Consider the following 14,701-nt stretch of genomic DNA (forward strand, 5'->3'; position numbering starts at 1 on the left):
AGATGATGGCGAGCGATCTGGCCGAAGCAAAGCGGGACGCTGGCAGTGCCAAACGCACCGTTTGAACTGAAGGGCAGAAGCGTCTACGTCGCCGGCCATCGCGGCATGGTCGGAAGCGCGCTGGTGCGCCGGCTGGCGCGCGAGGAGGTGAATCTCGTGACGGTGGACCGGCGCGAGGTCGACCTCTGCAATCAGGCCGCCGTGTTCGACTGGTTTGCGAGAACGCGGCCGCAAGTCGTATTCCTTGCCGCCGCCAAGGTCGGTGGCATCGTCGCCAATGCCACGCTGCGCGCCCAGTTCATCTACGACAACATCGCGATCGCAGCCAATGTGATCCAGGCGGCGCATCAAAACGGGGCCGAGAAGCTGATGTTTCTGGGCTCGTCCTGCATCTATCCGAAGCTGGCGCCGCAGCCGCTGCGCGAGGACTCGGTGTTGACAGGCCCGCTGGAACCGACCAACGAGCCCTATGCGATCGCCAAGATTGCCGGCATCAAGATGGCGGAGGCCTATCGCAGCCAGTACGGCAGCGACTTCATCAACGTGATGCCGACCAATCTCTACGGTCCCGGCGACAATTATCACCCCGAACTGAGCCATGTCGTCGCGGCGCTGATCCGGCGCTTCCACGAGGCGAAAGTCGCGGGCGCCAAGAGCGTCGTGGTGTGGGGCACCGGAACACCGCGGCGTGAGTTCCTCTATGTCGACGACATGGCGGACGCCTGCGTGCACCTGATGAAGACCTATTCGAGCGCGGAGCTGGTCAACATCGGCACCGGTGAGGACATCACCATCGCCGAATTCGCGCGTGTCGTCGCCGAAATCGTCGGCTACCGCGGCGAAATCAGTTTCGACGCCTCCCGGCCCGACGGCACGCCGCGCAAGCTGCTCGATGTCAGCCGTCTCGCTAAGCTCGGCTGGCGCGCGAGAACATCGCTTGCAGATGGAATGCGGCAGACCTACCAAACCTTCTTGGCGCTATCGGCTACATCGGACAGAAGGAGGTAATCATGCAGCTGCCAGCTTCTGACGGGGCTCATTGTCCGATTGCCAGAAAGTTGCTTTAGGATTCTTCCGGAGACTTCGATAGGGCTCCACGCTTTGCTTGGAGCTCGCGCACCTGCTGGTGACGCGGCCAGATGGAGGGCAGGCACGGCTCGACTGGCCGATACTATAGCGAGCGAATTGGTCAGGCGCGCCTTCCGGCCTGCTCTGTGTTGAACTTGAGGTAAACTGATTAGCATGTGCGGAATTGTCGGCATCTTAGGGCGCGGTCCGGTCGCGGATCGTCTCATCGATTCACTAAAACGACTGGAGTATCGCGGCTACGACTCAGCAGGCATCGGAACGCTCAAAGGAAATCAGATCGAGCTTCGACGCGCCGAAGGGAAGCTGCGGAACCTTGAGACGCGCGTTCGCTGCCATCCGCTCTCAGGCCATGTCGGGATCGGGCACACGCGCTGGGCTACTCACGGTAAGCCGACCGAGCACAATGCTCATCCGCATGCAACGGACAATGTTGCGGTCGTCCATAACGGCATAATCGAGAATTTCCGCGAGCTGCGCGCGGAGCTGAAACAGCATGGCGCTTGTTTCGCCTCTGAGACAGACACCGAGGTGGTGGCGCATCTCATCGACTCTCATCTGAGGAATGGCTGCTCGCCGCAGGAGGCAGTAAAAGCGTCGCTGCCGCGGCTAGTGGGCGCGTTTGCGCTTGCAATCCTGTTCAAGGGTCAACACGACCTCATGATCGGTGCGCGCAAGGGCTCACCACTCGCGATTGGGCATGGCGAAGGCGAAATGTATCTCGGATCGGATGCTATCGCGCTCGCGCCTCTTACCGACGTGATCACCTACCTTGAGGATGGCGATTGGGCTGTGCTCAACCGCAACTTCAGCGTGGTCTACGACGCACAAGGCACAGTCGTCCGCCGGGAGGTGGTGAACTCTGGCGCGTCGTCGGTTCTCGTCGACAAAGCACAATACCGCCACTTCATGGCGAAGGAAATCCACGAACAGCCAGAGGTGATCGGGCGTACGCTTGCGCATTACGTCGATATTGCCACCGAGAGCGTGGTACTGCCGCAGGAGCTTCCGTTCGACTTCAATGAGATCGGACAAATCTCGGTCACGGCTTGCGGTACGGCAGGCTACGCCGGCCACATCGCCAAATACTGGTTCGAGCGGCTGGCTCGCATTCCGGTCGAGCTCGATGTCGCCTCCGAATTTCGCTATCGTGAGGCGCCGATGCGCAAGGGAGATCTTGCTATCTTCATCTCGCAATCCGGCGAGACGGCCGATACGCTGGCCGCACTCCGCTATGCCAAATCGCAAGGTTTGCATACCCTTTCGATCGTGAACGTACTGAGTTCGACCATTGCGCGCGAAAGCGGGACGGTATTGCAGATACACGCGGGGCCCGAAATCGGCGTTGCCTCAACCAAGGCGTTCACATGCCAGCTGGTTGTCCTGGCCGCGCTTGCGCTCGCTGCGGGTGAGGCGCGCCGTGAATTGTCGGAGAGCGACAGCATCGATCTTGTACGCGAGCTGATCGAACTTCCTCGGTTAGTTAGCGCGGCGCTTGCCAGCGAGCCGCAGATCGAGAACCTCGCACGCGACATCACCAAATCGCGAGACGTGCTATATCTTGGTCGCGGCACGTCGTTTCCCCTGGCTCTGGAAGGGGCACTGAAGCTTAAGGAGATTTCCTATATTCACGCCGAGGGCTATGCGGCCGGAGAGCTCAAGCACGGCCCGATCGCCTTGGTCGACGAGAGCGTTCCCGTAATCGTCATCGCTCCTTCCGACCGGGTGTTCGAAAAGACCCTCTCGAACATGCAGGAGGTCGCCGCACGGGGTGGCAAGATCATCTTGATAACGGACGCTAGGGGAGCCGAAGAGGTGTCCATGAATTCACTCGCGACCATTGTGCTGCCGGAGATGGGAGCGACATTTACCTCGATTGTCTATGCGATTCCGGTGCAGCTCCTGGCCTACCACACGGCCATCCTCATGGGCACGGACGTCGACCAACCCCGAAACCTCGCCAAATCGGTAACCGTCGAATAAGGCAAGGTGACGCGACCCGGGGTCGTCGTGGTCAGATTCCGAATGCGCGCAAGCCGCGGTCGGACCGAATCACGATGTGCCGCCCAGCTTCAGGCCCCGATGCCACTGGCGAGGCTTGTGCCTGTTCTTGGCCAGACGGCGTTTGGACCGCATTCGAACCGGAGCGCCCCCTCGAAGTACGAGGTGCGCCTTGCTCGCAGGACAACGTGGCTCTTTCCGAGCATGGCGATCGGCGGTATCGGGCGGGCTTGATCGCCAGCGCGCTCACCAAAGCTTTTCCGTCAAACCTCAGGTTAAGTTGAGCAATATCGAGATCGCTCGACATCGGGTGAGATGCTAGGGCAGCTCGGCCTCAATCGCAGGCTCGCGAGCTGTTCTAGCACGACATCTCACGGAGCTCCTCCCTGCGGCTCGTATGCTACGGATCTCGTCCTTCCCCTTTTACTGCATATCGGTGCGCTCGATGAGAACTTCGGCCACGCCAGAGACAACAACCGTGTCACCGAGAATTGCCCGACGCTTCAGCAGCTTGAGAGTCACCCCTGGTGCACGAGCGGAATAACGAGCGAAAATTGTGAGAATTTGCGGCAGTTGCCGAAAATATGCCGGAAACGTCAGGCGCTTACGGTTTGGTCGATAGGGCCCTGATGGCCGATTCGCGGCCATGAACCTGCACGCGGCTGGCGTGAGATTTTCTCCGCAACCGGCCAGTTCAAAATCGAGAGGATACTCGCCATGTCACCAGCGCCCATTGCGCACGCCTCAAATGCCAAATCGCGCATTGGCGCCATCTTACGTGCCACGAGCGGCAACTTCCTCGAGCAGTTCGACTTCTTCTTGTTCGGGTTCTACGCCAGTGCCATCGGAAACGCGTTCTTTCCATCAGGAAGCGAAACCGCTTCACTGCTTAACACCTTCGGTGTGTTCTGGTTGGGTGCCTTGATGCGACCTGTTGGCGCGATCGTGCTTGGAGCCTATATCGACCAGATTGGCCGTCGGCAAGGCCTGATCATCACGCTTTCGATCATGGCTATTGGCACCATTATCATCGCCTTTTGTCCCGGCTATGGTACGATCGGCATTGCCGCACCCGCGATTGTGCTGTTCGGACGGCTGTTGCAGGGCTTTTCTGCCGGCGTTGAGGTTGGCGGCGTTTCCGTCTACCTCTCTGAGATTGCCACTCCGGGCAACCGCGGCTTTTACACATCGTTCCAGTCCTCGAGCCAGCAGGTTGCGATCTTTGTCGCGGCTCTTATCGGATATTTTTTGAGCGAAGCACTTCCGGCCGAAATGGTTGCCGCCTGGGGCTGGCGGATCCCCTTCTTCCTTGGCTGCTTGATCGTACCGCTTATCTTCTTCCTGCGCCGGACGCTGGAGGAAACTCCGGAGTTTCTGGTCATGAAGAACCACCCAACGGCCCGCGAGGTCTTTGCCTCCACGCTTGCGAACTGGCGCATCGTCATTCTCGGCATGATGATCGCAATGCTGACGACCACGACATTCTATTTCGTGACGGTGTACACGCCTACCTTCGGCAGGCACGTATTGCAGTTGTCCTCGCAGAACACGCTCTTGGTCACGCTTTTGGTCGCGGTGACGAACTTCATCTGGAACCCAATTGGCGGCGCGATTTCAGACAGAATCGGCCGGAAGCCCGTCTTGCTGACCATTGCCGGCCTTGCGTTGGTGACCGTATATCCAGCGTTGTCTTGGCTTGTAACCGATCCAAGCTTTGGCAAGATGCTGATAGTGGAGATGATGTTCTCGTTTTACTTTGGCACCTATAGCGGCGCCATGTTGGGCGCTCTGGTCGAAATCGTGCCGAAGCACGTTCGCACAACCTGCTTTTCTTTGGCCTTCGCACTCGCCGCGGCTCTCTTTGGCACGTTTACGCCGCTTGCATCAACCTGGCTCATCGACCGGACCGATGACAAGGCCTCGCCCGGTTTCTGGTTGATGTTTGCGGCTTTGCTCGGCATTATCGCCGCACTCACGGTTTATCCAGGAAAGACCAAGAGAGTTGCGAAGCCGTTGCGACCCGAGCGGTCGAACCATGCCGTGAGCGCGTAATTTACCACGCATTAGCACGCGCGCCCGCGGGACGTTGACGGCCAAGGCTGAACTGAAATTGGTGCGCGACTATCCCTGCGGTGATTTACACGATGATGCGCGGCCCGTTCTGCCCGACACGGTTCTTCCTATGTGATCTGGGGCAGTATCGGCACGAACTGGCGGTGATGTTGACCGGGGGGCTGAGCTTATCAGCTAACCTCAATTCCGTCCTGTGGTCGGACTGTGCGCTACCCGCACTTTGCAGTCGCGCAAAACACGGCAGATCTCGCGCGCCGACCGAGATTCCTCGCGCGAGCTCCACGCCTGATATTCTGTGCGGCTGCCACAAAAATCGACCGCCCACATCGTCGGACAGCGCGAATTACCGAGTGCACTGATCATCTCGCAGGTAGCGCCAAACGTTAGCGTAGCGAGTCGTCTTCTCCGCTCGATCAGCCGCGACTTCACGCACCGCGAGCTTGCGCGGATGAGGCGAGCTGTGCGAGCTCCGTTTCGAGCATAGGGTTGCGCTTGAGCATAGCGTCGATCAATGCTTGCGCCGGCTGCTCGGCCGCCTCCACCCACGTCGCTTTCTCCGCTCGCGCGGAGGGCGCGAAAACACGTTTGACGACGGTCGGCGATCCCCTCAGACCGCAATTGGCCATGTCGTCCACGCCGGCGCTTTGGGCACTCCATTTTACGATTGGGGTACGGGCGGCACGCAAGGCATCTACCATTGCACCACGGCGAATTTGATTTGTTGCCTCTAACATGCTGATGAGACACGGCAGCTTGGAACGCAACACCTGGACGCCTCCTTCGCAGCGCCGTTCGGCCTCGATGGTACGTTGCTTGAAGTCCAACGCTTTGATTGTGGAAACATAAGTAAGCTGCTGGATCCCGAGCCGCCCTGCAATGCCAGGTCCCACTTGCGCCGTATCGCCGTCGATAGTCTGCTTGCCAGTGAATATGACGTCCGGTGGGCCATATTCCTTCCCGATGTTGCGAATCGCGCACGCCAACGCGTAACTCGTCGCCAGCGTATCGGAGCCCGCGAAGCTACGGTCGGTGAGCAGGACAGCGCGATCGGCACCAAATGTCAGTGCCTTTCGCAGAGATTCTTCGGCCGATGGCGGCCCCATTGTCAGGACGGTTATTTCGCCGCCGAATTTATCTCTTAGCTCGAGCGCAGCTTCCAGTGCAAAGAGGTCATATGGGTTGATGATTGTCGGCACACCCTGGCGCATAATCGTATTCGTAACAGGGTGCACGCGGATTTGCGCAGAGTCGGGGACCTGTTTGATGCAGACGATGCTATGCATGTACTTCTCCTAAGATGCCGAGCCGACTGTCGATGCAGCAAATGTCATACCACCGCCCCCCGGCCACTCCGCCAACAAGAAAGGAACGCGATGAATGACGCCTGACGTCGAGCCGGTTGTCACAACCGCGACAGTTTGCGAGCGGGTCTCGAGCTGATCTGAGTCACGGCCAGCAACCGAGCCGCAGCGATCAGGTTGCCGGTTCGACGCCAAGCCACTTTCAGGGCGAGCACGCTTGCGAACAGAAGATGACAAGGCTGGCCGACGCGAAGACGCCTTACGCGTCGCCAGCGAGCGAATCCCAACCCAAGGCATGAGGCTAGCATTCGCGTCGTGCATCCGAGCTGGCGACCGCCCCTTTCCGTGCCCTCCTATCCCAGTCGGCCGAGCAAGAGAAAGGGAGGGAGCGAGCCCGACGCTTTGTTCAGAAGCGCTTGATCTCGATGCCGTGTGTTCGCAAGGCATAGCCAATCTGGCGCGGGGTCAGTCCTAGCAGGCGCGCCGCCTTCGCCTGTACCCACCCGGATCTTTCCATGGCCGCGATGACGCGCTCGCGATCGGTGACTTTCGCGGCACCCACCACGGGGCGCCCGGGCGGCCCCAGCGGTGTCGGCTCGCTGCTGACCGGCTGAACGGGTGTCACGGCTTGCGTTGCCGGCATGCTCAGCCTCGCGGGCAGCGCGATTGTCGGGCTCGGCTGTCGCGCCATTTCCGCCGGACCACACTTCCATAGCAAGGCCGACAGGCACTGCCCGTAGCAGCACGCAAAATCATCTCTAACGATCGACGATCCTTGCGCTAGCGTCGCGGTCCGCTGCACGCAGTTTTCGAGTTCGCGGACATTACCGGGAAATCCGCAATTCATGAGGACCTCAATCGCACTTGAATCGAATACCAGAGCACGGCCGTTCTCATTGTTGAAGTTTTTCAAAAAACGAGCCGCGAGAAGCGGAATATCGGTGCGTCTTTCCCGCAGCGGCGGCAATAGCAGCGGAACCACGCTGATGCGATAATAGAGATCGGCACGGAACTCGTTCCTTGCCACCGCCTCTTCAAGATTCTTGTTCGTGGCCGCAATCACGCGGACATCGACTTTGATTGTCTGATTGCCGCCCACCCTCTCGAATTCCTGCTCCTGAAGCACGCGCAGGAGCTTAGCCTGGAACGAGCCCGAGATCTCTCCAATCTCATCCAGAAACAAGGTTCCCTTGTCGGCGATCTCGAAGCGCCCCTTGCGCGCGTTGAATGCGCCCGTAAACGCCCCCTTCTCGTGTCCGAACAATTCGGATTCCAGCACGGTCTCCGTGAGGGCTGCGCAATTCAGCTTGATAAAGGGCCGTTTGGCGCGCGCTGAACGCTCGTGAATAGCCTTCGCGACCAGCTCTTTGCCGGTACCCGACTCGCCACGCAACAAAACCGTGCTATTCGATTTTGAGATCACCTCGATCTTGTCAAGTAGCGCGCGCAGCGCCGGGCTGTCACCGATAATTCCCTCGACTTGGACCTTCTTACGGTCCCGCCCATGGGGCTTGAGCTCGGACAGCTGCTTCTGCAGCCGGAACTCCTCGTCCATAAGGCGCCCGCGATCGCGCACAAACAAGCAATGCAACTTCGCCGTCTGGCCCAGCAGCCGGGCGACCATCGTCAGCAGGCGGACGTCGTCCTCGAGCTGCGCACGCGTCCCGTTGTCCGCGATGCGGTCGATGCTCAGCGTACCCACAACTTTGTCGTCGACGTTTATGGGAACGCCGATGAACGCAACGCGCGTATGACCGTCGGGATCTAACATATCGGCCTCCGAAGAACTGAAGGCCGAATGCAGCGCTACGTTCTCGACGATGAGCGGCTGCCCCGACGCCACGATTTGATCGATTGCTCCTTGCGGCAAGCGCAACCCGCAGCGCGCATCGCGGTCTTCGCTCCTGCCGTCGTCTACGATGATCTCCGGCCCGCCGTCATGCTCGAACAGACATACGATGCCGCGCCGCATCTGCACGAGCGATCCCAGACGCTCGATGACGCTCGCCAGCTTAGCCTCGAGCCGACATAGGCCAGTGAGCGTGTGCGCTATTTCAACAATCGTGCTCAGCGATTCCTCTTGCGACCGCACAATACAAGCGGAAGCGTCCGCATCGGAGGTTGAGTTTGGCTTTTCCCGCAGGGAAATGCTGTCTAGCATGACGACTTCTCCGTTCCTTTCTTGATCCTCCTCATCGGACTTGTTGGATTCGTGTTGCATGCCCGATCTGACATCCAGTTCTCAGGGCGGGACGAGAGATTACCCTTCTTCATGGCACGTCGGCAGCACTTAGAGTGGCTAGCTCTGCCGTTTTGTTCTTTCCAACTTGCTGCGCGAATTCACTCCGGCCAACATGACTTCCATCGATGAAGCTCAGAACAGCCGGGGCTCTTTAGGGATTGAATTATAAGTGTTGCCCGCCATTGATCGGCACTTCGCCGCCGGTGACATAACTTGCCGCATCTGAACATAGGAAGAAAATGACCTTGGCGACCTCTTCGGGTGTACCCACTCGGCGGAGTGGGATCTTTGGCACAAGATGCGCTTCCGTGTCAGGCGACAAAATGTCCGTCTTGATTTCGCCGGGCGCGACCGCATTGACGCGAATGCCATGCGCGGCGTAATCGTGCGCCATTTCGCGCGTGAGACAAGCGAGCGCAGCTTTCGAAGTCGCATATGCCGACCCTGCAAATGGATGCACCCGCGAGCCGGCGATCGACGTCACGTTGACGATCGAGCCTGACGCCCTTTTTAGTTCGTTGAACAGGCCTTGAGCGAGTAGGATCGGTGCCACCAGATTGAGATGGAACACGCTCATCCAGGTGTCGACTGAGGTCGCCAGCGATGTCAGCCTGGTACCGTTTGCCGCTTTTGGTGAGTTTCCGGCATTGTTTACCAGTCCGTGCAACGGTGCGCCAGCAAGGCGCTCCTTGATCTCGGCAATCACGCGCGGCAGCATCCGATGATCGCCCAGGTCGACTTCGATATAGCTGTCGCCCTCTGAGTCTGATGGGCGGCGCGCCGCGTCCAATGGTTGGCGCGCGCAAGAAATGATGCGCCAACCGGCTTTCGAAAACAATTTTCCGGTGGCTCGGCCGATACCGCGCGATGCCCCAGTCAATACCAGCGTCTTTCGCTCGCGCAGCGGGCGGCCCGATCGATCGGCGTGAATTGGACCGCCAGGGTCCGTTTCCGACGATTGAGCTACGACCGCTTTGTCATCTGGTAGACCTAGATTCACAGGCGGCTCCCATCCGCTCCCGTCGCCTGTGCACCTGGTGCAGGATCCGGGCCAAGGCGACGCAGGGCACAAGGGGCGCAATTTTGTGACCCAAATGGCAGGTTCTGAACATCTGGCCTGTTTGCTTTTCGACAACAGCAACGCCGCGTCGAGCGCCCGGGCGCGTTGGCCGCGTCGCACTCCAGGGGTGGTCTGTGGCTCATTCGAGTTGGCGGAGATAGATCAGCTGCCTTGTGCGGAGATCAGGACCGATGGCCAGTTCGTCCAATTTGGTCTCGGCGGTTGGAGGCCGGCGCAGATGCGGCTCTGGTTCGACATCGATGGGCTGAGGCTCGTGCCTTCATCAGCTGCGGCCGAACGTATTTCGCAACCAACGGATGAACAAGGCCGCTAGTCCAGAAGACGAGCTGACCGCGAAAGGATTACGCAGAAACGGCGACCCAACTACCGGACGCGCGTCCTTGCTGCTGGGACATTCTGACGTGACCGTCTGCTAGGTCAGATTTCCTCGGCGGCCCGGAACACCATTGCCGTGCTCTTCAGCGCCTGGCCAGCGAACCGTTCGGGCCCAGTGATGACGGGAGATCACCTTTTCCGCGCCAGTCGACTTACAGGTGGCGGCCAGACACATTGCGGGACAAGGCCGCCGACGCTCGCCGGCATTGCCCGACGCTTCGCCAGGCGTTCGCCGTACCAGCCGCAATGCGTTCCGGATAGTGCGCGGGTCAGCCCTCATCTGCGGACGGAACTCGCCATCCACCGTTCCTGGGACACGTTGCGAAACTCGATGCTGTGGAAGCCAGCAGTATCAGGCCGACGATCCAGGCGACGATTGCTCAGGCTCGTTCAGATTCGCGGCTTCATGAAGCAGCGAAATGCTCGTATGGATTATCGACCAGGGTCAAATGCTCCGGATTGCTCAGATCGAATTCAATAATGCGTGGCACGAGCAGACGGGCATAGCGCGTAAAGGCGCTAGTAGGAGGAAAGCGGATCACGGTGGCGCATCGCGCGAGAAGATACATGTCGATGAGAGCGGAAGCTCCACCTTCAATTCCCATTTCCGCGCTATGCAACGGCCCTGCCCGATCGGCCTGGAACCGTTTTGGTACGGCGAAGATATCGGGAAACAGGCCCGATACGTGATCGAGCACCTGTGCGCTATCGGTGCACAGGAAGATCTTTACAGGCTTCGGATATGGCAAAGCCTTGGCTTTTCCGATTGCCATGCGGACCTGACGAAGGGCGAGCTCCGAATCGGCCCAGTACGGAGCGTGCCCCATGATATCTTCGCCATTGCCGTGCCGAACATGAACGCCGATCATGCTATGGCCGCTAAAGTGTTGCTCATACAGGGCGTCGATCCGCGCTTGAATCTCAGACCTGAGCTTGAGGCTCCGAAAGATCAGTCGTTCGGCTTCCTCACCACAGCGCCACATCAGGCAAGCGTCACAGACGATGGTGTTGGCTTCGTTATCGTCTCTTGCCTGGAACAGCTCGGTCAGTTCGTCACGTTCTCGGAAGATCTGCTCGTCGGGACGGTTGATGCAGTCGATCGACGGCCTATTCCACCAGGGCGGGAAGAACGGGCCGGGAAACGATAGCTGGTTGACCCTGTCATCGCAAATCACCGGCACACCAGCGATCTGCTCAACCGGCTCGAAGAACACCGGAAAGGCATTGCTGAACGGTTGGTCGACATAACAGGAACCGCGCCAGTCAATAACGAGCGTTCGCCCGGTCCGCTGCGCGTACGACCAGGCTGAGGCCAACGACCAGAGGCAATCACCAAAGCCGGTGCGCCTCCGAGAAACAACAAAGCGTTCCTTCGTCAAGTTATCAAAGCCTTCTCGTTGCGCGAGCTCAGTTCTGTGTGGCGCACCAACTCATCTGCGATGCCGATCCACGCCGGGCGCTGGTCACTTGGACGCAAGTCACTTAACCCGCAAACTCATCCTGCACGCACCGCGATTGGCAGGTCATGCAAGAGGGTCACATTGCGAACCTTTCACGAGCGCGCAGTCTGTGACGGATGCAGCCGAATACGACGCTGATCCCACAGCCCGCGCAGTTCGTTCACGAGAGCTTCGCGCCTCGTCCTGTCAGAGGTGACCCTGGCGAGAAGATCGGCAAGAACCGCTTCCTCCTCGATTTGCATCAGCATGTCGAACAGGTCGTGCGAGACGCGTACACTGTCATGGCTGGAGTGACCCATGCGGATCTCGCAGACTGTCTCCTGCCGGTCTCGGCCGGTATGAGCGCGAACCCGGTAAAGAGACACATGGGCCGGCAGTGATACAGCGAGCGCAGTCCAGTTTTCGAGCGTTGTTGCCCGCTTTTTGATGAGGAATGACCCGACCACAAGGCCATCCAGCTCGGTCGACAAAAACGCCGTAATCGCATCGGCAACGGAATCTACGATCGGTTCGGCATTGTTGTTGAAAGACGTATTAAGCAGAATCGGGACGCCTGTCCGACCTTTGAACGCATTGATAAGTTCCCAATAGGCGGCATTGCTCGTGCGGGACACCGTTTGCAGCCGAGCCGTACCATCGATATGCGTGATCGCGCCCAGCAACGCACGCATGGATTCGCGCACGCGAACGACGAAGTTCATGAACGGATATTCTGCACGACCATCCGGCAACTCAAAGAACGCACCCGCATCCTCCTCGAGAACCGATGGCGCAAACGGTCGATAACTCTCGCGCTTCTTGACCATCGCATTGATCCGGTCCTTGTTTGCCGCGGGCCTCGGGTCCGCAAGAATACTGCGGTTGCCGAGCGCACGAGGGCCGAACTCGGACCGGCCCTGTACCCACCCGATCACAGCGCCATTAGCGATCCACTCGGCTGCTCTGGCTGCGACGTCAGCTGTCCGTTCAATCTCGAGGTGTCCGGCCCATCCCTTCAGTTCCTGTTCAATGCTGTCGTCGCTGCCGACATCCGGCCCCCAATAAACCGCCTGTAGTCGCTCGCGGGGCGGAGCCTGCCCGGCCTCGTTCGATACCATCAGTGCCGCGCCCAATGCGCATCCGGCATCATGCGAAGCCGGCTGCACGAAAATGTCTTCGAACAGGCCTGAGTACAGCAGTTTTCCGTTTAGCGTGCAGTTGTGGGCCACACCGCCAGCCAGGCACAACCGTTTCATTCCGGTCTGCTCACGATAATGCCGAAGAATGTGAAACACGATCCGCTCCAGCGCCTCCTGCAACGATGCGCTCACATCTCGATGCTGTTGCGTAAACGGCATTCCCCTCCGCCGGACCTCGATATTGCGCAGCAATGCCGGGCCGACACGGTCGAGGTGAACGCGGTAGTTACCGTTTGGGGAGAGCTCATAGAATTGGGAAAAAAGCTCGCGATAGCGTGCGGGATCTCCGTAAGGAGCCAATCCCATAACCTTGTATTCGTCGAACAGGCCGTAGCCGAGGTATCGGATCGTTTCCAGATAGAACAGTCCGAGAGAGTTGGTCTCTGGAAACGTCATGAGCTCGGTCATTTCGGTGCCCGACCCCACCGCCAAGAGACCCGAGAGGAAGTCGCCACAGCCGTCGATCGCGAGAACCAGGCTTTCTTCAAAACCCGACATTGCCAAAGCGCTTACGGCATGGGCCTGATGATGGCCTACGAATGACACCCGCGAAGGGTCAACTTGGGTACCGAACTCTGCCGCGAGAAGGTGCCGCAACAGTAGATTCGCATCTAGCGGAATTGAGATCTCAGGTTGTGAGATGAACAATCGTTCGAGCATCGAATTGCAGTAGGCTTCAGTCGCGTAGAACGCAATACGATCGACGTCGCGAAGCTCCACGCCCGCGGCTGCTAGACAGTATTCGATCGCACTGCTCGGGAGCTTGTTCGAATGTTTGATGCGGTTGAGGCGCTCCTCTTCAACGGCGGCGATCACGCGACCGTCCTTGACGAGCACTGCGGCGCCGTCGTGCAGAAACGTGTTCGGTAGTTGCAGCGGGTTTTCATAGACCTTATCGAGCCCGCCACTCAATCCTAGACACAGCATCTTGTTCTCCGTTCACTCTGAGAGGCCTGTTGGCCTATTTCGTATCGTTTGCTTCGCAAGTAGGCCGCACGTCGGCACGGGCCGATCAGGCATCGCCAACGAAACGAGGCTCACATACGTGTCAGCCGCGAATCGAACGTGAGTTGCGTCCGATGTCTGATCTCGCGGCGCTTTAGGTCTTGTTCCTGTCACCGCATCAGTCGCTGCCGAAGCAGCGCGGCCGAGACGATGAAGGGAATCGCTGCGTAGATGCAAAGTGCGCCCACATGCAAACCGACGCTGTCGACCGGCCGACCGAGCATTGCTGGACGAATGAGATCGACCGAATGTGTCAGGGGCAACAAGGCCGCGATGCGTTGAAATGAACCAGGCAACTGGCCGATTGGGAAGATCGCCCCGCTCAAATACATCATGGGCGTGAGGATAAGTGATTGGTAGAAGATGAAATAGTCATGGCTCGGTGCAAGCGCTGAAACGACCATTGCGAGGCTCGCGAAAGCAACGCCAGTGAGGGCGATGGCTGGTAACGCATAGGGAATGGACGACCACTCTGCATAGCCGAGTGCGACGGCAACGATTGTGATCGCCGTCCCGGCGAGCAAGGCCTTGCTCGCTGCCCATGCCATTTCACCCAGAACAATGTCGCCGAGCGTAAGGGGCGTACAGAGCACTGCCTCCCACGTGCAACCTGTCTGCATGCGAGCGTAAGCCCCATAGATCGTTTCGAAAGTTGAGGAGACCATCGCGCTTGTGGCAACCATGCCAGCCGCCAGAAACGCAATGTATGAAGTCCCCTCAACGCCACCTACGATCATTCCGAGGCCAAAACCAAGACCGAAGAGAGAGCTCATCGGCTCGGCCAGATTTCCAAGAATCGATGCCAGAGCGACTTTCCGCCAGACCAGAAAGTTGCGGCGCCAAACCGCGATCCAATTCCATGGATTAGCAGGGAGCGCGGGCGCAAAACGTTGCCACAT

At 59.1% G+C, this 14,701-nt stretch carries 9 protein-coding genes; 3 read left to right on the forward strand and 6 right to left on the reverse strand.

Annotated elements, in window-relative coordinates; all coding sequences use genetic code 11:
* Nucleotides 1-45 precede the first annotated feature (45 nt).
* From fcl to tcuC, 3 genes are all read left to right on the forward strand, one after another.
* Nucleotides 46-1,008, forward strand: coding sequence for a GDP-L-fucose synthase (fcl, locus tag AC0L2O_RS33000; RefSeq protein ID WP_473372679.1), 963 nt, complete (start codon nt 46-48; stop codon nt 1,006-1,008).
* A gap of 234 nt (nt 1,009-1,242) precedes the next feature.
* Nucleotides 1,243-3,069, forward strand: coding sequence for a glutamine--fructose-6-phosphate transaminase (isomerizing) (glmS, locus tag AC0L2O_RS33005; RefSeq protein WP_473372680.1), 1,827 nt, complete (start codon nt 1,243-1,245; stop codon nt 3,067-3,069).
* A gap of 735 nt (nt 3,070-3,804) precedes the next feature.
* Nucleotides 3,805-5,139: a tricarballylate/proton symporter TcuC gene (gene tcuC / locus AC0L2O_RS33010; protein WP_473372681.1), complete on the forward strand. Its 1,335-nt coding sequence runs from the start codon at nt 3,805-3,807 to the stop codon at nt 5,137-5,139.
* A gap of 446 nt (nt 5,140-5,585) precedes the next feature.
* Here tcuC and AC0L2O_RS33015 read toward each other — a convergent pair whose 3' ends face one another.
* From AC0L2O_RS33015 to AC0L2O_RS33040, 6 genes are all read right to left on the reverse strand, one after another.
* A complete protein-coding gene (locus AC0L2O_RS33015) occupies nt 5,586-6,443 on the reverse strand; it encodes an electron transfer flavoprotein subunit beta/FixA family protein (protein WP_473372682.1) in 858 nt (285 codons plus the stop codon).
* Between the two features lie 424 nt (nt 6,444-6,867).
* Nucleotides 6,868-8,682: a nif-specific transcriptional activator NifA gene (nifA, locus tag AC0L2O_RS33020; protein WP_473372683.1), complete on the reverse strand. Its 1,815-nt coding sequence runs from the start codon at nt 8,680-8,682 to the stop codon at nt 6,868-6,870.
* 184 nt (nt 8,683-8,866) lie between these two features.
* Complete coding sequence (locus AC0L2O_RS33025) at nt 8,867-9,634, reverse strand: SDR family NAD(P)-dependent oxidoreductase (RefSeq protein ID WP_473372707.1); 768 nt, start codon at nt 9,632-9,634, stop codon at nt 8,867-8,869.
* Nucleotides 9,635-10,563: 929 nt separating this feature from the next.
* Entirely contained in the window at nt 10,564-11,538 is a 975-nt protein-coding gene (locus AC0L2O_RS33030) for a nodulation protein NodZ (RefSeq protein ID WP_473372684.1), read from the reverse strand.
* Nucleotides 11,539-11,711: 173 nt separating this feature from the next.
* Entirely contained in the window at nt 11,712-13,724 is a 2,013-nt protein-coding gene (locus AC0L2O_RS33035) for a carbamoyltransferase family protein (protein ID WP_473372685.1), read from the reverse strand.
* 188 nt (nt 13,725-13,912) lie between these two features.
* Entirely contained in the window at nt 13,913-14,701 is a 789-nt protein-coding gene (locus AC0L2O_RS33040) for an ABC transporter permease (protein WP_473372686.1), read from the reverse strand.

This window comes from Bradyrhizobium sp. Kon10 (assembly GCF_055807395.1).

Excerpts from the sequence above, each read along its gene's own strand:
- tcuC (WP_473372681.1), top strand. The coding sequence starts at position 3,805 with ATGTCACCAGCGCCCATTGCGCACGCCTCAAATGCCAAATCGCGCATT.
- AC0L2O_RS33035 (WP_473372685.1), bottom strand. The coding sequence starts at position 13,724 with ATGCTGTGTCTAGGATTGAGTGGCGGGCTCGATAAGGTCTATGAAAAC.
- nifA (WP_473372683.1), bottom strand. The coding sequence starts at position 8,682 with ATGCAACACGAATCCAACAAGTCCGATGAGGAGGATCAAGAAAGGAAC.
- glmS (WP_473372680.1), top strand. The coding sequence starts at position 1,243 with ATGTGCGGAATTGTCGGCATCTTAGGGCGCGGTCCGGTCGCGGATCGT.
- AC0L2O_RS33015 (WP_473372682.1), bottom strand. The coding sequence starts at position 6,443 with ATGCATAGCATCGTCTGCATCAAACAGGTCCCCGACTCTGCGCAAATC.
- AC0L2O_RS33040 (WP_473372686.1), bottom strand. The coding sequence starts at position 14,701 with ATGTGGCAACGTTTTGCGCCCGCGCTCCCTGCTAATCCATGGAATTGG.